The sequence below is a fragment of the Polynucleobacter sp. es-GGE-1 genome, from assembly GCF_018882005.1.
GTDB lineage: Bacteria > Pseudomonadota > Gammaproteobacteria > Burkholderiales > Burkholderiaceae > Polynucleobacter.
In genome coordinates, this window is sequence record NZ_JACVPE010000004.1 from 156352 (window position 1) to 174991 (window position 18640).

Here is an 18640-nt window from a genome sequence, read left to right on the forward strand (position 1 = left end):
AAAAGTCGTCTTAAAGGGGATTGTAATGGGTGGCGCCCGTAAGACGCCGAACCCTATTTTTTAGCCTAAAAACGGCTTATTTTGGCTTTACCGGAAGCACCAAAGTGCTATCTGCACGGCGAATAAAGACTGGAACAGCCTTATTGGCATCCAGGGCTTTAACCAGTGCTTCAAACTGCTTAACCCCAGTAATATCAGTATCAGCCACCCGAATAATGACGTCGCCTGGTCGAACCCCTGCCTTAGCTAGAGGGCCATCACCTAGACTAGTGACCTCTACCCCACCCTTCAGATTCAGATCCTTCTTTTTGGCATCCGATAAATCGATTACAGCCACCCCAAAGACATTTGTACTGTTGCTATCTGCAGTTGGCGCATCAGATTTCTTATTAACAGCTTTTGCAGACTCAGTGTCAGCCACTGTCACTGTTAATTCGCGCGCTGCACCCTTGCGCCAAACTTGTACTGGAACAGAGCTACCAGGTTTTGTATCACCCACGACTCGAGGCAAATCGGTTGATTTAGCAATCTCACGTCCATTGAAACTTAAAACCACGTCGCCAGCTTCAATACCACCAGCTGCTGCTGGGCCACTTGGCTCCACGTTACGAACGTATGCACCTCGAGGTTTGCCTAAACCCAAACTCTCTGCAATGTCTTTTGTCATCTCACTTAAGGCGACACCAATACGACCGCGAGTCATTTTTCCGTTAGTTCGTAACTGATCTGCAACTCGCATTGCTTCATCAATGGGAATGGCGAAAGAGATGCCCATATAACCACCAGAGCGACTAAAGATCTGCGAGTTGATGCCAATCACTTGACCGGCTGTGTTGAGTAATGGGCCGCCAGAGTTGCCGGGATTGACGGCAACGTCAGTTTGAATAAAGGGTAAGTAATCCCCCGTATCACGACTCTTGGCAGACACAATGCCTGCAGTTACTGTATTTTCCAAACCGAAAGGTGAGCCAATCGCAAGAACCCACTCGCCTACTCGCACCTTCGATGAATCACCCAAAGGCAGTCTTGGCAAATCACGCGCTTCAATTTTGACAACCGCTACATCGGTACGTTTATCCATACCCAATAATTTCGCCTTGAACTCACGCTTATCCGTTAAGGTGACATAAATCGTGGTGGCACCTTCAACCACGTGCGCATTCGTCAGAATCAACCCATTGGATTCAATAATGAAACCGGAACCAACGCCACGATCTGCTTCTTGCGGCTTTCCGGAGTTTGGCTGCGACTGCTTAGGACCGTTAGGAACTCCTGGCATCGGCACACCAAAAAAGCGGCGGAAGAATTCCGCTTGTTCTTCTGGCATTCCGGGAATACCGCCTTGAGCTTGCTGAACCATGACTTTTTCAGTGGTACGAATATTGACAACTGCTGGGCTGGCGCGCTCAACCAAGTCGGCAAAATCAGGAATCGCGACTCGAGGATTCTGAGCCATTGACGGTGTCATAAAAGACATCTGCCCCAGACTCAAAATAGCCAGGAGCGCAATAAAGTGCTTTTTCATAATGCTATAGACCTACTTGGTGAAAACCAACAGTGGAGATAAAGAGAATATTAGGTCAACTTGCCGAAAATCAAGGTGCCGTTAGTACCCCCAAAGCCGAAATTGTTTTTAACAGCATGATCAATCTTGACATCCCTAGCGGTATTGGCGCAGTAGTCCAAATCGCACTCAGGATCTTGATTAAAGATATTAATAGTGGGTGGGGATTTATGGTTATGGAGGGCCAGGATGGTGAAAACTGACTCTAAGCCACCGGCACCACCCAAAAGGTGACCAGTCATTGACTTGGTGGAATTGATCAGCGCCTTCTTAGCATGATCGCCCAAAGCCGCTTTGATGGCTTCGGTTTCATTCTTGTCACCTAAAGGCGTAGAAGTACCATGAGCATTTAAGTACTGAATTTGGTCTGGATTTAAACCGGCATCACGTAAGGCATTAACCATGCAACGACGTGGACCATCCATATTGGGAGCGGTCATGTGATACGCATCACCGCTCATACCAAAACCAAGCAGTTCACAATAAATTTTTGCGCCACGAGCCTTGGCATGCTCATACTCTTCCAGCACAACTACGCCAGCACCCTCGCCAAGGACAAAACCATCGCGGTCTTTATCCCAAGGTCGTGATGCAGTTGCAGGATCATCATTACGAGTGGAGAGGGCTCTTGCAGATGCAAAACCACCAACACCTAAAGCAGAGATGGTGGATTCAGCGCCACCGGCAACCATGACATCCGCATCGCCATACTGAATCAAACGCGCAGCTAAGCCAATGCTGTGCAAGCCAGTTGTACAGGCAGTAACAGCAGCCACGTTTGGACCTTTCAGACCAAACAAAATGCTGAGGTGTCCAGAAATCATATTAATGATTGAACCTGGAACAAAGAATGGTGAAATGCGACGAGGACCGCGGGCCAGTAACTCGGCACCCGTTTCCTCAATCATTGGCAGTCCGCCAATACCAGAGCCGACCATCACGCCAATGCGTTCGGCGTTTTGTTCGTTAACTTCTAGACCGCTGTCGCGAATCGCCTGCGTACCAGCGGCGATACCGTAATGGATAAAGGTATCCATATGGCGTGCCTCTTTGGCAGAGACGTATTCTTCGACATTGAAATCTTTCACCTCTCCAGCGAAATGAACGCTTAATGGAGTGTGGTCAAACTTGGTGATCGTGGCGATGCCTGATTTGCCGGCAAGCAAGTTAGACCAAGCTACATCAACTGAATTACCAACAGGTGAAATAAGACCAAGGCCGGTAACTACAACCCGGCGTCGGCCATTTGATGCTGACACAGTAATACCTAAACTAGGGATTTAACCCTGAGCTTTTGATTTAGCGAAGTCGATCGCGAGCTGCACTGTGGTGATTTTTTCAGCTTCCTCATCAGGAATTTCGATGCCGAATTCATCTTCCAAAGCCATAACCAGCTCAACAGTGTCAAGAGAGTCAGCGCCCAGGTCATTCACAAAAGAAGATTCATTCTTGATATCTCCTTCAGCGACGCCCAATTGCTCAGCGACGATTTTCTTAACGCGTTGTTCGATGTTATCCATTAAGTCCCCCAAGGGTTGTAAAAAAACGATGGAAGGATTTTATCAGCATGGCGGGCTTAATTAGCAAAACCACCCAAAAATGACCAAATCCTTGCTTTGCCGTTAGGCTAAATAGAGTCCACCATTGACGTGTAGGGTATTCCCAGTAATGTATCCAGCTGCTGGGGAGGCCAAAAATGCCACTGCCTGGGCCACATCTTCTGGGCTACCCAAACGAGCTAAAGGAATGTTCACTTTTAGGGCATTTTGCTGATCTTCGCTCAAAGCGCGCGTCATATCGGTATCAATAAATCCCGGTGCCACACAGTTCACAGTGATATTGCGACTGCCGATTTCACGAGCGAGGGCACGAGTCATGCCAGAAACACCGGATTTTGCTGCGGCGTAATTAGCCTGTCCAGCATTACCCATGTGACCAACGATCGAGGTAATGTTAATAATGCGGCCGCCACGAGCCTTCATCATGGGACGTAAAACAGCTTGAGATAAACGGAACACTGAGCTTAAGTTGGTATCAATCACATCAACCCACTCTTCAGGCTTCATCCGCATTGCTAAGTTATCGCGAGTAATGCCAGCGTTGTTCACCAAAATATTGATGCCACCATACTCTTTCACAATGTGATCGATGATTTCTTCGCAAGCGTTTGGTGCAGTTACATTCAATACCAAACCAGCACCACCGGAAGGCTTTAAACGTGCATCAATTGCTTTAGCGCCATCACTGGATGTCGCAGTTCCAATGACCTTGGCGCCACACTTCATCAACTCATCTGCAATCGCCTGACCAATACCGCGCGAGGCGCCAGTCACCAGGGCAATTTGTCCGCTTAAGTCGAGATTCATATTTGTCTTTCGCTTGATTTTTACTGAGTCGATGGTTTTATTTGAAACTTACTAGAACTTCGTTCAAGCTAGCTTCATCAAATACTGGCACCCCAGTCACCTGATCATGAATTCGCTTAGTAAGCCCTGCCAATACTTTGCCTGGACCACACTCCACTACCTGAGTAATTCCTTGTGCGGCCATTGCTTGAATAGTTTCTTGCCAACGGACTGGTTTCGCTGCTTGACGTACCAAGGCGTCTTTAATCGCCGCTGGGTCATTCAAGATTTCGACATCGACGTTGTTAATGACAGCAATTGTTGGCACTTTAAATTCGATGTTCACCAAGTAGCCTTTGAGCTTTTCAGAGGCTGGTTGCAATAACGAAGAATGAAATGGTGCAGACACTGGGAGTGGCAAGGCGCGCTTGGCACCAGCAGCCTTAAGTAATTCACATGCTTTAGTAACGGCAGCGCTGGCACCCGCAATCACAACTTGGCCGGGTGCATTTAAATTGACTGCCTCCACTACACCACCTGATGCAGTGCTTGCTTCAGCGCAAACCCGGATGACTGTTGCGTCATCTAATCCAAGGATCGCTGCCATACCACCGGTACCGACCGGGACCGCAGATTGCATCGCTTCTGCACGAAAACGTACCAAGGGAACTGCGTCTTTAAATGAGATCACGCCGGAAGCAACTAATGCAGAGTATTCGCCCAGGCTGTGACCTGCCATCACCTTCGGTGCAGGGCCTCCCGCCGCTAACCAGGCACGGTAAAAGGCTACCGCTGCAGTCAACATGACAGGCTGGGTATTGGTAGTTAATGAGAGCGCCTCTGCAGGACCTTCAGCAATCAACTTCGCAACATCTTCACCCAAAGCTTCAGAAGCCTCTTGCAAGGTTGCACGCACTTCAGAACGCTCAGCGATGGAATTGAGCATACCTACCGATTGAGAACCCTGTCCAGGGAATACGAATGCAAATGTCATGAGATTAATTTACAAAACAATGAAAAGAGATTGAATACGGATTAACGCGCATGAATACGGCATCAATACTTCAAGGCCACCGCGCCCCAAGCAAAACCACCGCCAACCCCTTCTAATAAGAGATGTTGACCACGCTGAATTTGACCGGAACGCACACCAGCATCCAAGGCCAATGGGATAGAGGCTGCCGAAGTGTTACCGTGCTCATGCACAGTCACAATCACTTTATCCATCGACATGCCCATCTTTTTGGCAGTACCTTCCATGATGCGGATATTGGCTTGGTGAGGAACTAACCAATCAATTTGCTCAGGCTTAAGATGCGCCTTTTCTAAAACTTCATGAGCCACTTGCTCTAGAACTTTGACTGCCAATTTAAATACCGCTTGACCATCCATGGTCATAAATGGTGAGCCATGCACTGCACCGTTACCAGCACGCCCAGGCACACACAAAATATCACGCTGACTGCCATCGGCATGTAAAGCAGTCGACAAAATGCCAGGCTCACTTGAAGCTTCGAGCACTACTGCGCCAGCACCATCACCAAACAACACACACGTACCGCGATCTTGAAAGTCCAAAATGCGTGAGAAAGTTTCCGCACCGATGACCAACACTTTTTTATAGGAGCCACAACGAATAAACGCATCTGCCGTTGCGATGGCATAAGTAAAACCGGCGCAAACTGCCTGTACATCAAATGCAGCGCAGTTACTGTGGACACCCAATTTGTCCTGTACAACGCAAGCTGTACTGGGGAAGCCGCCCAAGTGATCAGGAGTTGAGGTTGACAAAATGATGAGGTCTAAATCTGCTGAAGTAATGCCAGCACTGCTTAATGCCGCTTGCGCTGCTTTTACTGCGAGATCGCTCGTGAGTTCATTTTCTGCAGCAAAGTGACGCGCAGAAATACCGCTACGAGTGGTAATCCACTCATCGCTAGTCTCTAAACCAGATTTAGCCAAACGTTCCACTAAATCTTGATTGGTTAAACGCTGCTCCGGAAGATAGCTTCCAGTACCAGCGACTCTTGCAAAAATACTCATGCTTTTGTCTCCGCTACAAAGGCTGCGGCAATACGTTCAACCATGCGATTTTTAGCTGCTTCGTATGCTCGATCTAAGGCAAAACCAAATCCAAAACGGTCTGCAGAGCCATGGCTTTTAATCACACAACCCCGAAGACCCAACAATACAGCACCGTTATAGCGGCGATGATCAACCCGCTTACGCACCCGTAGCAGTGGCACCATGGCACAAATGGCCATCAACTTAGTCAATAAAGAGCGATTGAATTCATCACGAATCATGCCGCTCATCATTTTTGCCAAGCCTTCACTAGCCTTCAGAACTACGTTGCCTACAAATCCATCGCACACCACGATATCGGTGGTGCCTTTAAAAATATCATTCCCTTCTACGTTACCGTAAAAGTTTAAATTCGTCTGACGCAGCAACTCACTCGTTTGCTTAACAACATCATTGCCCTTAATCACCTCTTCACCGATATTCAGGAGACCAATGGAGGGATTTTGTTTGCCATCAACTACCTGAACCATGACATTGGCCATCTGTGCAAATTGCACCAAGTGCATCGGCTCACAGTCAGCGTTGGCGCCTAAATCGAGCATCGTCGTACCACGCCCTAATTCATTGGGGATGGCAGTGGCAATCGCTGGACGATCAACACCCTCAAGGGTTTTTAGAATATAGCGAGAGATTGCCATCAATGCACCAGTGTTGCCAGAGGAGATGACTGCGTCAGCAAGACCTTCTTTTACTTGCTCAATCGCAACTCGCATCGATGAATCTTTTTTGCGACGTAAAGCAACCTCGATGGGATCGTCCATCAACACCACTTCACTCGCGGGAACAATTTGAATGCGCTCCATTGGCGCTTTGGGAGATTTGCTCAAGACTTGCTTGATCAACTCTGGATCACCCACTAAGGTAATCTTGGCATCAGCATGTTTTTCTAGAAAATCGCAGGCGGCAGGAACCGTCACGACGACTCCATGATCTCCGCCCATGGCATCGATAGCAAGAGTAACGCTCATAAACTGATGGATTGCTGCAGTAATGTTTCTAAGAAAAAAGCGGCTTTAAATGAGCCGCTTCTATCTGTTTAGACTAAAAAATTAGTCGTTTTTAGTTTTAACAACTTTACGACCACGATAGTAGCCGTTAGGTGAAATGTGGTGGCGCAAATGAGCCTCACCAGTTGTGGCTTCAACAGCCGTAGCAGGTGCGGTCAAAAAGTCGTGCGCACGGTGCATGCCACGTTTGGAAGGTGATTTTTTATTTTGTTGAACGGCCATATTGGACTCCTAAGCAAGGCAATATTCTAGCATGGAAAAGCGCCTAAATGCTTGATTTTTCAATGAAGCATACCGAAAACAACAGGCCAACTGAAGACCCTATTTTCAGTTTTTCTTCATATTTTTCAATATGTTAAAGGGGTTTTCTGGTTTATCTGCGACCTCATCACCATCCTCATCTCCAAAAACCGATACATGAGGCTCACAGAAGCCCTCAGGGTGCTTTGGAATCAAGGGGATAGAGAGTAAAACCTCATCCTCGATAGTTTCCAAGACGTTAAATTGCTGACTAATCACCAAGGGCTCCTGCTCCTCGTCTTCGAGGGGGTAATCGTCAGCCTCAGCCTCAGTAGCAACCAGCAAAAAACGCCGCTTTTCCGCCAGATCCACCGCGCAATCCTGTAAACAACGTTGGCAAACTAGGTGAAGCCGCCCTTTTAAGCCCAACTCCATTACTTGGCGAGGCTCGCTGCCTGGCGAATCCTCAAAATGCGTCTCCAAGTCCCAATGGAAGCCATCCCCCAAAACTACGGTAGACGCCTCCTCAGCCACTCTGGGAAGCTCAGAGATGCTTAAAAAACCAGCACCTTTGTAGGATTGGGGGGCACAAAAATCCACCCGCTTCAAAGTATTAGGTTCTGCAGATAACTGGACTTGAGGTAAAACTTGATTACGATTCATGACATCAGTCTAAATCAAGGCATCTTCGAAAGTCAGCAGCAATGAGTAACCAAAGAAATTCACCCGAAAATCCCCCCCTCATCTTGGCATCCACCTCGGTGTATCGCCGCGAGCTTTTAAAGCGCCTGCGTATTCCCTTTGAGGTGATCTCTCCTAAAGTAGATGAAACACCCCTTACCGGTGAAAACACGCTCGACTTAGCACTGCGCCTTGCACTGGCAAAAGCGGCAGCTGTTGCCAAACAAAATCCTCATGCTTGGGTCATTGGCTCTGATCAAGTGGCAGATCTCTGCGGTGCAGCGATTGGTAAACCAGGTAATTTTGAACGGGCGATGGCACAACTCCAACTCATGCGCGGTCAAACAGTGACCTTTCATACAGCGCTGTGTTTAATGAAAGGTGATTCACAAACCACCTTAAGTGTTCCAACTGAGGTGAGGTTTCGTAAACTCTCCGATGAAATATTAGAAAGTTATTTGCTGGCAGAGGAACCTTATGACTGCGCCGGTAGTGCTAAGTCTGAAGGCTTAGGCATCAGCCTTCTAGAGGCGATTCAGAGCGATGACCCTACCGCCCTAATCGGTCTGCCACTCATCGCTTTGACAGGCTTGTTGCGTGATGCAGGTTTTGTGATTCCAGGCAAGAGTTAATCGGTTCATGGCAAAGCTCGGCACACTCTATTTGGTTCCCAACACCTTGGGTGATGATGCTCGCACGGAGCAAATACCTTGGGTGTTGCCAAGTGAAACGATTGCTTGCACAGCCAAGCTGAAGCATTGGATTGTGGAAGATGCAAAAACTGCGCGCGCATTTTTGAAAGCCGTTGATAGCATCTCACCGCTAGCCTGCAGCATTCAAGAGATGCAAATGAGTGAGTGGCGTGGCGCTGCACGCAATGCAAAATATGGAGAGTCAGTAAAACCTACTGATTTATTAAAACCCTTACTTGCGGGCAATGACATGGGTCTGATGTCCGAAGCTGGAGTGCCGGGCGTTGCTGATCCCGGCGCTGAACTAGTGCTTGCGGCCCACAAATTAGGTGCTCAAGTAAAGCCCTTGGTGGGACCTAGTTCTATCTTGCTGGGCCTTATGGCTAGTGGTCTGAATGGTCAGCGCTTTACTTTTCAGGGTTACTTGCCTCATGACGTTCATGAGCGTAGCGCCAAGCTCAAACAGCTAGAAGTTGAATCTCGAAAATTACAAGAAACGCAAATTTGGATTGAGACGCCTTATCGCAATACTGCCATGCTGATGGCCTGTATCAATTCACTAGCACCACAAACATTACTTTGCCTTGGTGTTGATCTCAGCCTCAAATCTGAAATGATCACAACACTGTCAATTGCAGACTGGCGAAAACGCTATCCTAATGAAGAAGCCTGCGCCGCATTGCAAAATAGGCCAACGGTATTTCTACTATTGGCCTAGATTGATTCAGCTTTTATAAGTTCTGAAGTTTTCTATTTTTATTTAAGATCTGGCGCCTTTACTAAAGCTTTACCAGCAGCGGCACCCGCTTCAGCACCAAAGCGTTTAGCCACACGCTCCGCAAAGTTTTCTTTCATGGTGTAATCGAGCACATCAGGCGCCTTAAAGATATCGCGCGCTACTGAATCGACAGTACCGTAACCATCTACCAAACCAAGCTTTACCGCCTGCTCACCATTCCAGATACGGCCCGAGAATAGATCTGGTGCGTCTTTTAAACGTGCGCCACGACCTTCTTTCACTACCGCAATAAATTGCTGATGAATCTCATCAATCATCGTTCTGACCATTTGCACTTGCTTTGGATCTTCCTTACTAAAAGGATCAAGCATTCCTTTATTAGAGCCCGAAGTAATCATGCGACGGGTCACGCCCAATTTATCCATCAAGCCTGTGAAACCAAAGCCTTCCATAATCACGCCGATGGAGCCAACCAAACTGGCTTTATCTACCAAGATTTGATCTGCAGCCACCGCAACATAGTAGCCACCTGAAGCACAAATATCCTCAACCACTACATAGAAGGGCTTGTTTGGATATAGCTTACGTAGGCGATGAATCTCATCATTAATCATGCCTGCTTGCACAGGTGAACCGCCGGGACTATTAATACGCAGTACCACGCCTGCACTGTGCTCATTCTCAAACGCAGATACCAGAGATGAATTGATATCCATCGCATTAGCCAGCGAACTAGATGAGATCTCACCTTCTAGCGTCACCATCGCAGTATGTTTTTCAGTACCCATGCCGCGCCCAGGCAGATGAAAATCAAATACTGAAAGGACGACACCAATAATGGCCACCAAAGTCAGAATGCGAAGTACCGCCTTCCAGCGACGCGCTTTACGAGTCTCTTTTAGATTCTCCAAGAGCAAGTGCTCAAGCGCTTGACGTTCCCAGTTTGGATTTGGATTATTTTCCATCTTGATTCCTCAGTGTTGCCTATTAAATTACAGATTTTGCTTGAGCCATTGTGACAGTTGTGCAACATCATCTACCTGCGCTAACGACTGTGAGGTCTTTAAAATATCCAAAGGATGAGCACCATAGGTGACTGCTACAGCATCTACTCCAGCGCTAGTAGCCATATCTAAATCATGTGTGGTGTCGCCAATCATCAACATGCGACGTGTGGGTACTTGAGTGACATCAGAGAGCTCGAGTAACATTCCTGGGTGCGGCTTAGAGAAGGACTCGTCAGCTGTGCGTGTTTCATGAAAGAGGTGCCCAATCTGATGATGCTGAAGGGATCGATCTAATCCAACACGAGATTTACCAGTGGCAACTCCCAGTAGATAGTTATCTGCTCGTAATTCTTCTAAGAGCTCACGAATCCCTACGAATAAATCGAGTTCATGATCTTTTGCTAAATAGTGATAGCGAAAACGATCGGTCAATTTTGGAAAGTGCACTGGCTCGATCCAAGGAACTGCGCGACGTAGTGAGTCATGAATACCTAAACCAATCACTGAACTTGCCAATGTGTCATCGGGTTCCTTAAAACCCAAATCACGACAAGCCTGCTGAATGCAGTGCACGATGGTTGGCGTGGAATCCATGATGGTTCCATCCCAATCCCACACAATCAGGTCATATCGGCGCTCCGACTTATTTTCTTCAGGCATCTTTTTTACTCATTACTTCTGTTCATATTACTGTTCAAAATTCTTCATCATCGCGGCAAACTCTGCCGGTAGAGGCGACTCGACACGCATCTTCTCGCCCGTGCGAGGATGGGTAAAAACAGCTAAGTGGGCATGTAAATAGAGTCTTTTGGATTTGATGAGCTTATCTCGATCTTCAAAGCCATACTTATCGTCACCCAAAATAGCGTGACCCAACTTCTGCAGATGCACGCGGATTTGATGAGTACGCCCTGTTTTTAACTGAGCCTCAGCCAAAGTAATCGCAGCATCCTCACGCTTCATCGTTTTGCTGACACGTAAAGCAGTGTGACTTGGCAAACCTTCGGGATCAACTCGCACCCGCCGCTCGCCATTTGCTAATAAATATTTATGAAGCGGGTATTTGAGCTGCATCACTTGAGCACCCTGCTGGATTTCACCATGAGCGAGCAAGTAATAACGCTTATCCGTTTGACCTTCGCGAATTTGGCGATGCAACTCTACAAGAGCACTGCGTTTCTTTGCCAAGAGCAACACTCCGGAAGTATCACGATCGAGACGATGCACTAATTCTAGAAATTTCAACTCAGGGCGGGTAATGCGCAAGGTCTCAATCACACCTAAGGCGATGCCAGATCCACCATGAACTGCTAAGCCAGCTGGCTTATCTACTATTAATAGAGCTTCATCCTCAAACAGAATCGGCATTTTGTCGGAATAGCCCTGAGCACGGGATTTGGTCTGGGCGGTATTGACCGCTGCCATTTGGGAAGGTTCAGCAATTCTGACGGGCGGAACTCGAACGACATCACCTTCAATCAGGCGAGTGGTTGGCTCAGCCCGCTTTTTATTCACCCGAACTTCTCCCGAACGAATAATGCGGTAAACGTGGCTTTTGGGGACCCCTTTGGCCCAGCGTAGCAAATAGTTGTCCAAACGCTGGCCTGCTTCTTCCGGACCAATCGTCTGCAAATGGACTGCAGCCGCGGGGCGGGTTGGGGCGGGTTTAGGCTTGGATACTGGGTCGGGTTTCATGATTTATCTCTCTTGCGGCCTCGCTCAAGGACGACAAGGGACTCAACAATACCCCATTGTCATTCAACTTGTGCCGTATAATCAACGCTCTAGCCAATTTATTGGCCCGATAAGAACCTGAAGTCAGGTTTAAATCGTGGAGCTTGGAGTCGCCCTTTAAAAGACTCCCGGGGTTGCCCCTCCCCCGTTGTAATGAGGCGCAGGGTTGGTGTGCCGTATGCCGCGACCCGCGATTAGAAGACAGTTTTCAGGCGCGCGCCTGCATTGATGACCTAAAGGAGGTCTCTGCGGCGATCGTCAAGTGTGGCACCAAATTAACCAACAGTTAACTGGGTGAACTAGGCAAAAAGTGCCTAGAGTTGCATGAACCACACTTATATACCGCCTTAGGCTCAGTCCTTTGCGGCATCTAACTTGTCCCCTAACGCAGCGCGCTTACTTCACCCTCCCCCATAGGAGAGTGTTATGAAACGCATGTTATTTAATGCAACTCAACAAGAAGAGTTGCGAGTTGCCATCGTCGATGGTCAAAAACTCATTGATATTGATATCGAAGCTGCCGGTCGCGAACAACGCAAAGGCAATATCTACAAAGGTGTTATTACCCGTATTGAGCCTTCCCTAGAAGCTTGCTTTGTGAACTACGGTGAAGAGCGTCATGGTTTCTTGCCTTTTAAAGAAGTTGCCAGAGCCTATTTCAAAGAAGGTGTTGATGTTCGCAATGCTTCCATTAAGGATGCCCTGCGCGAAGGTCAAGAAATCATTGTTCAGGTAGAAAAAGAAGAGCGCGGCCAAAAAGGCGCCGCCCTCACTTCCTTTATCTCCCTAGCAGGTCGTTATTTGGTATTAATGCCAAATAATCCTCGTGGAGGTGGTGTCTCCCGTCGTATTGAGGGTGAAGACCGTCAAGAACTTCGTGAAGCCATGTCCCAATTAGAAGTTCCTGATGGCATGAGCATCATTGCCCGCACGGCTGGTATTGGTCGAGACGCTACTGAATTGCAGTGGGACTTAAGCTACCTTATGCAGTTGTGGAAAGCCATTGATGAAGCCGCTAAAGGTAACTCAGCCCCGCTATTGATTTACCTCGAGTCGAGCTTGGTAATCCGCGCAATCCGCGATTACTTCCAGCCAGATATCGGCGAGATTCTCATCGATACCGATGATATCTATGAACAAGCTGCGGCATTTATGTCTGTCGTGATGCCAGACAATTTGCCACGAGTAAAGCGTTATCAAGATGATGTGCCTTTGTTCTCTCGCTTCCAAATTGAGCATCAAATTGAAACTGCATACTCACGCACTGTGCCATTGCCCTCTGGCGGCGCGATCGTGATTGACCACACTGAAGCTTTAGTTTCCGTGGACGTCAACTCAGCACGTGCTACCCGTGGCTCCGACATTGAAGAGACTGCAACCCGCACTAACTTAGAAGCTGCCGATGAAATCGCTCGTCAAGCCCGTTTACGTGACTTGGGTGGTTTGATCGTGATCGACTTCATTGATATGGAATCGAGCAAGGCTCAAAAAGATGTTGAGAATCGCCTGCGCGATGCTTTGCGTCATGACCGTGCACGCGTTCAAATGGGCAAGATCTCTAAGTTTGGTTTGATGGAAATGTCACGCCAACGTTTGCGCCCTGCTCTCTCTGAAGGTAGCCATGTCACCTGCCCACGTTGTAATGGCACTGGTCACATCCGCGATACCGAATCATCTGCATTACAAGTTCTGCGCATCATTCAAGAAGAGGCAATGAAAGAGAACACAGCAGCGATTCATACACAGGTTCCAGTCGAAGTGGCTGCTTTCCTCTTGAATGAAAAACGGGCTGAAGTCATCAAGATTGAAACTCGCTTCAAAGTTAATGTCTTGATGGTTCCGAACAAGCATTTAGAAACACCGCATTACAAGTTAGAGCGTTTGCGTCATGACGATCCTCGTTTAGATGATCAAAAAGCAAGCTACGTGATGGCTGAAGAGGCTGCTCGCGAATTAGAGACTGACACGACAGTGAGCCGCAAGGATGCTGAAGTCAAGGTTCGCCCAGAAGCAGCAGTCAAAGGCATTACACCAACACAACCTGCGCCTATGAGTCAGCCGCGTCCAGCGCGTACTGAAACAGCATCGGCTGAGAGTTCTGGCGGCTTCTTTAGCTTTATCAAGAAACTCTTCTCTTCTTCTCCAGTAACTGAAGAGAAATCAGTGCCAAGTAACAACCGTGGTCGTAATCAAGGTCGCAATGGTAATGGCGGTAATGGTGGCGATCGTAATCGTGTCCGCAATCGTCGTGGCGAACGCAATGATCGCAACGGTGAACGTGCTGAGCGTCCAGTAGCCAATGCTGCTGATGGTGCAGCTACTGAAGGCAATAACAACCGCAACGGCAATCGCAATAATCGCAATGGCAACCGTAATCAAAACGGCCCAAAACCTGAGCGTCAAGCAAACCCGGCTGCAGTAACCCCTGCAACTGAAGCTAGTCCTGGTAGCGAAGCTGCACCAAGTGCTGAAGGTGAAGAGCGTCGTGGTCGTGGTCGCAATCGTCGTGGTCGTGGTCGCGGTAGAAATGAACGTGGTGAACGCGATGAGCGCACTGAGAATAGTGATGCAGTTTCTGTAGCACCATCAGTAAATCCATTTAGTGGGCCTCCTGTAGGCATGGCTGGTGCATCCGCATCTATGCCGATTCAGAATCTTGCCAATAGTTTCGGTAATGCAAAGCCCGCTGCGGAAAAACAAGAAAGAGCTGAGAGAGCGCCACGCCCTCCACGTCAATCAAATCGTCCAGCTCAAAACACAGCTACTACTCCAGCTGCAGCACCGGTTGCAATGGTGGCGGCAGTTTCTACTGTTGAGGTGATTGCTAAACCTGTACCAGAGCTTCCTAAAGTTGCTTTCCAGGCACTTGAAGAAACTCCTTTGCATAGCGTGGTGGAATCTGCCGGCATGATTTGGGTGGGTACTGATTCCTCTAAGCATGCTGAAGCACAAAACCAGATTCAGGCAGAACCCGTTGCGGATAACTTAGGCAGAACACCTAAACCAGCCGCAACCCTGCCTGATGGCCCCATGGTCTTAGTTGAAACCGGTGGCCAAGAAAAAACGGTTTAAGACTTACTAAAACTTTTTCTCCAGACTGCCTCGTATCCCAAAAGGATATTGGGCGGTTTGGCAGAAACCCCGTTTCACAGCCATAATTCAGCATATGGTTGAAAAAGTAATCCCCGCAACGTCCAAAGTCATTCCTATTCGCATTGATGAAGGCAAAGGCCTGACGCCTTCTATTGGCGGGGAATTACTGGCGCCCCATGATCGCACTCAAGATACTCGTGGCCGTACTTTGCGTGATCTACGCATCTCTGTCACTGATCGCTGTAACTTCCGCTGCACGTATTGCATGCCAAAGGAAGTATTCGATCAACACTATCCTTACTTAGCGCATCAAGAGTTATTAAGCTTTGAAGAAATTACGCGCCTCACCACCATTTTCTCAACTCTTGGAGTTGAGAAAATTCGCTTGACTGGCGGTGAACCATTGTTGCGCAAGAATTTAGAAGTACTCATTGAGATGTTGGCAGCCGTGCGCACTCCTGTGGGCAAGCCTTTAGATCTCACCCTCACAACTAACGGCAGCATCCTGCGTAAGAAGGCTGCGGTTCTCAAAGTCGCTGGACTACAAAGACTGACAGTAAGTCTTGATGGCTTGGATGACGCGATCTTTAAAAAGATGAACGATGTTGATTTTCCAGTGGCTGATGTCTTGGATGGTATTAACGCCGCCCAAGAAGCTGGCTTTGAGAACATTAAAGTCAATATGGTTGTGAAAAAGGGAACGAATGATCATGAGATCGTTGCCATGGCCAAACACTTCAAAGGTAGCGGCATCATTCTGCGCTTTATTGAATTTATGGATGTGGGCAGCTCGAATGGATGGAATATGGCCGAAGTGCTTCCCTCTAAAGAAGTGATCGCTCGTATTCATGAAGTATTTCCTCTGGAAGCTATTGAAGCGAATTACACCGGAGAAGTTGCGCAGCGTTGGCGTTATGCTGATGGCTCTGGTGAGATCGGTGTCATCTCTAGTGTGACGCAAACCTTCTGTCATGACTGCACTCGTGCCCGTATCTCTACCGATGGCCAAATGTATCTTTGTCTTTTTGCCAATGAAGGATTTGATTTCAAAACCTTATTACGTTCTGGAAAAAGTGATTTAGAAATCGCCAATGCCATTATGAATACCTGGTCTGCGCGTGATGATCATTACTCCGAAATTCGAGGCTCGCATACCGCCAACCCATCGACTGGCAATCGCAAGGTCGAAATGTCTTATATCGGTGGCTAATGATTCTGACAGAACACATTACTGGACTGATTCTGGCGGGTGGCCGTGCTCAGCGCATGGGGGGTATCGATAAAGGCCTGATTCCTTTTCATCAAAAGCCCTTGATCGAAGCGACGCTCACCAGACTCAAGCCACAAGTGGGCTCAGTGCTGATTAATGCCAATCGAAATATCACTAAATACGCTGGGTATGGCTACCCCGTCATCATGGATGAAACGCCAGATTTCTCAGGGCCTTTGGCAGGTTTCTCGGTTGGACTGAAGGCTTGCACAACGCCTTATCTCATGACTAGCCCATGTGATTCACCGCTACTGCCAACTGATCTCGCTGCAAAACTTGCTACTGAATTAGAGCGGGGCGACTATCAATTGGTCTATGCCTCTAGTCAAGAGGCAGATGGCAAAGTTTGGGCGCAGCCTGTTTTCTGCCTGATGCGTACTGACTTACAAGATTCATTAGATGCTTTTCTACAGAAAGGTGATCTCAAGATTGATCGCTGGTTTAAAGAATTAAAAAGTAGCACCGTGATTTTTGACGATGCCCGAGCATTTGCCAATATCAACACACCGGAAGAATTGCAATCCTTAGAAGCAGCGTCTGCATGAAGCACTCACCCAATAGCCCTATTTTGCTAACTTCATCACTGCACGTTGATGAGGCACGCAAGGCTATCGCTGATTTAGTCAGTGAGTTGCTTCAAGAATCTCAAACTATGCATCATCATACTGACATCGAAACGGTTTCACTAGACCACGCGATTAATCGGATTCTTGCAGAAGATTTACTATCGCCAATCGATGTACCCGCCGCAGATAACTCTGCAATGGATGGTTATGCATTTAATGGCCAATGTCTGGAAACAAACGCTGATGAAATTAGCTTGCGTGTTGCAGGAACTGCCTTAGCAGGCAAGCCCTATGAGGGTGAGATTCAAGCTGGTGAATGTCTCAAGATCATGACTGGCGCGGTGATGCCCGCTGCTTGTGATACCGTGATACCCCAAGAGTTCACCACCAGCAATCATGAATCTATTAGTTTCAAATCTGATCAACTCAAGGCAGGCGAGAACCGTCGCTTACGTGGAGAAGATTTACAAAAAGGTAAAGCAGCTATTACTGCTGGTCGATTATTGCGCCCCTCCGATTTAGGTTTAGCGGCATCGCTGGGTATTGCTACCCTTAAAGTACGACGCAAATTAAAGGTGGCTATTTTGTCTTCAGGTGACGAGCTACGCTCCTTAGGGGAGTCTCTCACTGCCGGCAGCATTTATGACAGCAATCGCTACAGTCTGACCGGTTTACTTAATCGCCTAGATCTAGACATCGTCGACTGTGGCATTGTGCGTGATGATCCAGCATCGCTCAAGCAAGCTTTCATTGAGGCAGCTGCCAAGGCGGATGTATTGATTTCTTCTGGTGGCGTATCCGTTGGTGAGGCAGACTTTACTAAACAAATTATGCAAGAGTTGGGAGACGTTGGTTTCTGGAAAATTGCGATGCGCCCTGGTCGCCCCATGGCTTTCGGAATCCTCAAGCCCATTCCTGGAACATCTAGCGCCCGCAAGACTCTCTTCTTTGGTCTTCCAGGTAACCCGGTTGCGGTAATGGTGACCTTCTATCAATTTGTCCGAAGCGCCCTCTTGCAACTCAATGGCGCCAGTCAAACTGAACCGCCACTAGTACAAGCCGTGACTGAAACAGCTATTCGTAAGAAACCCGGTCGCACAGAATTTCAACGCGCCATCTTGGGGCGCAATGCTGAAGGCAAACCCAGCGTAAGGCTGACGGGTAGCCAAGGGGCAGGAATTTTGCGCTCCATGAGTGAGGCAAACTGCTTTGTCATCCTTGGTCACGACCAGGGAAATATTGCTACGGGTGACTGGGTTGATATAGCGCTTTTCGATGGACTGCTTTAAGATTGCGTCATCATGAAACTAACTAAAAAAGAACTTGTCTTCCTAGATCCAACTCATACCGCTAAAACTTTGGTCTTAGTTTACTTATGCTTCTCTGTGCCTATCGTCTTATTAGCTTTATTTGTAGCCTTTATTCGTGATGGCGCGATTCCTGGATTTACCGTGCTATCTGCCTTGATTCTCAATGCACTTCTTGGATTTGGTTTACTGTGGATTGCCTGCAAAGTCTACAACTGGGTGGCTGGAAAATTTGGCGGTATTGAATTAGCTTTGCGCGATCTTCCAGAAGAGGTTGACGCAGAGTAATTGAGGCCAGCATACTCAAATA

Annotated in this window: 19 protein-coding genes; 7 read left to right on the forward strand and 12 right to left on the reverse strand. The window is 47.9% G+C overall.

Going from position 1 to position 18640, the window contains the following annotated elements; all coding sequences use genetic code 11:
* Window positions 1-76: 76 nt before the first annotated feature.
* The 9 genes from ICN35_RS04010 to ICN35_RS04050 form a co-directional block, all read right to left on the reverse strand.
* Window positions 77-1525, reverse strand: a complete 1449-nt coding sequence (locus ICN35_RS04010; RefSeq protein ID WP_216124464.1) for a DegQ family serine endoprotease — start codon at window positions 1523-1525, stop codon at window positions 77-79.
* A gap of 50 nt (window positions 1526-1575) precedes the next feature.
* On the reverse strand, window positions 1576-2823 hold the full coding sequence (gene fabF / locus ICN35_RS04015; RefSeq protein ID WP_216124466.1) for a beta-ketoacyl-ACP synthase II: 1248 nt from the start codon (window positions 2821-2823) through the stop codon (window positions 1576-1578).
* A gap of 21 nt (window positions 2824-2844) precedes the next feature.
* Complete coding sequence (acpP, locus tag ICN35_RS04020) at window positions 2845-3084, reverse strand: acyl carrier protein (protein ID WP_028819177.1); 240 nt, start codon at window positions 3082-3084, stop codon at window positions 2845-2847.
* Between the two features lie 102 nt (window positions 3085-3186).
* Window positions 3187-3930, reverse strand: coding sequence for a 3-oxoacyl-ACP reductase FabG (gene fabG / locus ICN35_RS04025; RefSeq protein ID WP_216124467.1), 744 nt, complete (start codon window positions 3928-3930; stop codon window positions 3187-3189).
* Window positions 3931-3967: 37 nt separating this feature from the next.
* On the reverse strand, window positions 3968-4903 hold the full coding sequence (fabD, locus tag ICN35_RS04030; RefSeq protein WP_216124468.1) for an ACP S-malonyltransferase: 936 nt from the start codon (window positions 4901-4903) through the stop codon (window positions 3968-3970).
* A 62-nt stretch (window positions 4904-4965) separates the two neighbouring features.
* Window positions 4966-5952 (reverse strand): beta-ketoacyl-ACP synthase III, encoded by a 987-nt coding sequence (locus ICN35_RS04035; RefSeq protein ID WP_215296416.1) that lies wholly within the window; start codon window positions 5950-5952, stop codon window positions 4966-4968.
* The gene (gene plsX / locus ICN35_RS04040) at window positions 5949-6962 is read right to left on the reverse strand and encodes a phosphate acyltransferase PlsX (RefSeq protein ID WP_215319737.1); all 1014 of its coding nucleotides are present in this window, start codon (window positions 6960-6962) and stop codon (window positions 5949-5951) included. The genes ICN35_RS04035 and plsX overlap by 4 nt, the downstream gene beginning before the upstream one ends.
* 81 nt (window positions 6963-7043) lie before the next feature.
* Window positions 7044-7223 (reverse strand): 50S ribosomal protein L32, encoded by a 180-nt coding sequence (rpmF, locus tag ICN35_RS04045; RefSeq protein WP_011902241.1) that lies wholly within the window; start codon window positions 7221-7223, stop codon window positions 7044-7046.
* A 105-nt stretch (window positions 7224-7328) separates the two neighbouring features.
* The gene (locus ICN35_RS04050) at window positions 7329-7904 is read right to left on the reverse strand and encodes a DUF177 domain-containing protein (RefSeq protein WP_216124469.1); all 576 of its coding nucleotides are present in this window, start codon (window positions 7902-7904) and stop codon (window positions 7329-7331) included.
* 41 nt (window positions 7905-7945) lie between these two features.
* On the opposite strand from ICN35_RS04050, the gene ICN35_RS04055 reads away from it, so the two are divergent.
* Together ICN35_RS04055 and ICN35_RS04060 are read left to right on the forward strand one after the other, a co-directional pair.
* On the forward strand, window positions 7946-8554 hold the full coding sequence (locus ICN35_RS04055; RefSeq protein ID WP_216124470.1) for a Maf family nucleotide pyrophosphatase: 609 nt from the start codon (window positions 7946-7948) through the stop codon (window positions 8552-8554).
* A 7-nt stretch (window positions 8555-8561) separates the two neighbouring features.
* Entirely contained in the window at window positions 8562-9332 is a 771-nt protein-coding gene (locus ICN35_RS04060; protein WP_216124471.1) for an SAM-dependent methyltransferase, read from the forward strand.
* A gap of 38 nt (window positions 9333-9370) precedes the next feature.
* Here the strand turns inward: ICN35_RS04060 and sppA are convergent, their stop codons facing one another.
* From sppA to ICN35_RS04075, 3 genes are read right to left on the reverse strand one after another with little or no spacing between them, the layout of a single operon-like run.
* Window positions 9371-10318, reverse strand: a complete 948-nt coding sequence (gene sppA / locus ICN35_RS04065) for a signal peptide peptidase SppA (RefSeq protein WP_215296411.1) — start codon at window positions 10316-10318, stop codon at window positions 9371-9373.
* Between the two features lie 27 nt (window positions 10319-10345).
* Window positions 10346-11020 carry an HAD-IA family hydrolase gene (locus ICN35_RS04070; RefSeq protein ID WP_216124472.1) on the reverse strand — a complete coding sequence of 225 codons (675 nt, stop codon included), beginning with the start codon at window positions 11018-11020 and terminating at the stop codon, window positions 10346-10348.
* Window positions 11021-11047: 27 nt separating this feature from the next.
* Complete coding sequence (locus ICN35_RS04075; RefSeq protein WP_216124473.1) at window positions 11048-12055, reverse strand: RluA family pseudouridine synthase; 1008 nt, start codon at window positions 12053-12055, stop codon at window positions 11048-11050.
* Window positions 12056-12520: 465 nt separating this feature from the next.
* On the opposite strand from ICN35_RS04075, the gene ICN35_RS04080 reads away from it, so the two are divergent.
* From ICN35_RS04080 to ICN35_RS04100, 5 genes are all read left to right on the forward strand, one after another.
* The gene (locus ICN35_RS04080; protein WP_216124474.1) at window positions 12521-15166 is read left to right on the forward strand and encodes an Rne/Rng family ribonuclease; all 2646 of its coding nucleotides are present in this window, start codon (window positions 12521-12523) and stop codon (window positions 15164-15166) included.
* A gap of 94 nt (window positions 15167-15260) precedes the next feature.
* Window positions 15261-16397, forward strand: a complete 1137-nt coding sequence (moaA, locus tag ICN35_RS04085) for a GTP 3',8-cyclase MoaA (protein ID WP_216124475.1) — start codon at window positions 15261-15263, stop codon at window positions 16395-16397.
* Window positions 16397-17002, forward strand: coding sequence for a molybdenum cofactor guanylyltransferase MobA (mobA, locus tag ICN35_RS04090; protein WP_216124476.1), 606 nt, complete (start codon window positions 16397-16399; stop codon window positions 17000-17002). The genes moaA and mobA overlap by 1 nt, the downstream gene beginning before the upstream one ends.
* Window positions 16999-18312, forward strand: coding sequence for a gephyrin-like molybdotransferase Glp (gene glp / locus ICN35_RS04095; RefSeq protein ID WP_216124477.1), 1314 nt, complete (start codon window positions 16999-17001; stop codon window positions 18310-18312). The genes mobA and glp overlap by 4 nt, the downstream gene beginning before the upstream one ends.
* Before the next feature lie 12 nt (window positions 18313-18324).
* The gene (locus ICN35_RS04100) at window positions 18325-18618 is read left to right on the forward strand and encodes a hypothetical protein (protein ID WP_215296404.1); all 294 of its coding nucleotides are present in this window, start codon (window positions 18325-18327) and stop codon (window positions 18616-18618) included.
* The last annotated feature ends 22 nt before the right edge of the window (window positions 18619-18640 follow it).

Excerpts from the sequence above, each read along its gene's own strand:
- acpP (WP_028819177.1), bottom strand. The coding sequence starts at position 3,084 with ATGGATAACATCGAACAACGCGTTAAGAAAATCGTCGCTGAGCAATTG.
- ICN35_RS04055 (WP_216124470.1), top strand. The coding sequence starts at position 7,946 with ATGAGTAACCAAAGAAATTCACCCGAAAATCCCCCCCTCATCTTGGCA.
- sppA (WP_215296411.1), bottom strand. The coding sequence starts at position 10,318 with ATGGAAAATAATCCAAATCCAAACTGGGAACGTCAAGCGCTTGAGCAC.
- ICN35_RS04060 (WP_216124471.1), top strand. The coding sequence starts at position 8,562 with ATGGCAAAGCTCGGCACACTCTATTTGGTTCCCAACACCTTGGGTGAT.
- fabD (WP_216124468.1), bottom strand. The coding sequence starts at position 4,903 with ATGACATTTGCATTCGTATTCCCTGGACAGGGTTCTCAATCGGTAGGT.
- ICN35_RS04080 (WP_216124474.1), top strand. The coding sequence starts at position 12,521 with ATGAAACGCATGTTATTTAATGCAACTCAACAAGAAGAGTTGCGAGTT.
- ICN35_RS04075 (WP_216124473.1), bottom strand. The coding sequence starts at position 12,055 with ATGAAACCCGACCCAGTATCCAAGCCTAAACCCGCCCCAACCCGCCCC.
- fabG (WP_216124467.1), bottom strand. The coding sequence starts at position 3,930 with ATGAATCTCGACTTAAGCGGACAAATTGCCCTGGTGACTGGCGCCTCG.
- glp (WP_216124477.1), top strand. The coding sequence starts at position 16,999 with ATGAAGCACTCACCCAATAGCCCTATTTTGCTAACTTCATCACTGCAC.
- rpmF (WP_011902241.1), bottom strand. The coding sequence starts at position 7,223 with ATGGCCGTTCAACAAAATAAAAAATCACCTTCCAAACGTGGCATGCAC.
- mobA (WP_216124476.1), top strand. The coding sequence starts at position 16,397 with ATGATTCTGACAGAACACATTACTGGACTGATTCTGGCGGGTGGCCGT.
- ICN35_RS04070 (WP_216124472.1), bottom strand. The coding sequence starts at position 11,020 with ATGCCTGAAGAAAATAAGTCGGAGCGCCGATATGACCTGATTGTGTGG.
- plsX (WP_215319737.1), bottom strand. The coding sequence starts at position 6,962 with ATGAGCGTTACTCTTGCTATCGATGCCATGGGCGGAGATCATGGAGTC.
- ICN35_RS04100 (WP_215296404.1), top strand. The coding sequence starts at position 18,325 with ATGAAACTAACTAAAAAAGAACTTGTCTTCCTAGATCCAACTCATACC.
- ICN35_RS04035 (WP_215296416.1), bottom strand. The coding sequence starts at position 5,952 with ATGAGTATTTTTGCAAGAGTCGCTGGTACTGGAAGCTATCTTCCGGAG.
- moaA (WP_216124475.1), top strand. The coding sequence starts at position 15,261 with ATGGTTGAAAAAGTAATCCCCGCAACGTCCAAAGTCATTCCTATTCGC.
- ICN35_RS04010 (WP_216124464.1), bottom strand. The coding sequence starts at position 1,525 with ATGAAAAAGCACTTTATTGCGCTCCTGGCTATTTTGAGTCTGGGGCAG.
- ICN35_RS04050 (WP_216124469.1), bottom strand. The coding sequence starts at position 7,904 with ATGAATCGTAATCAAGTTTTACCTCAAGTCCAGTTATCTGCAGAACCT.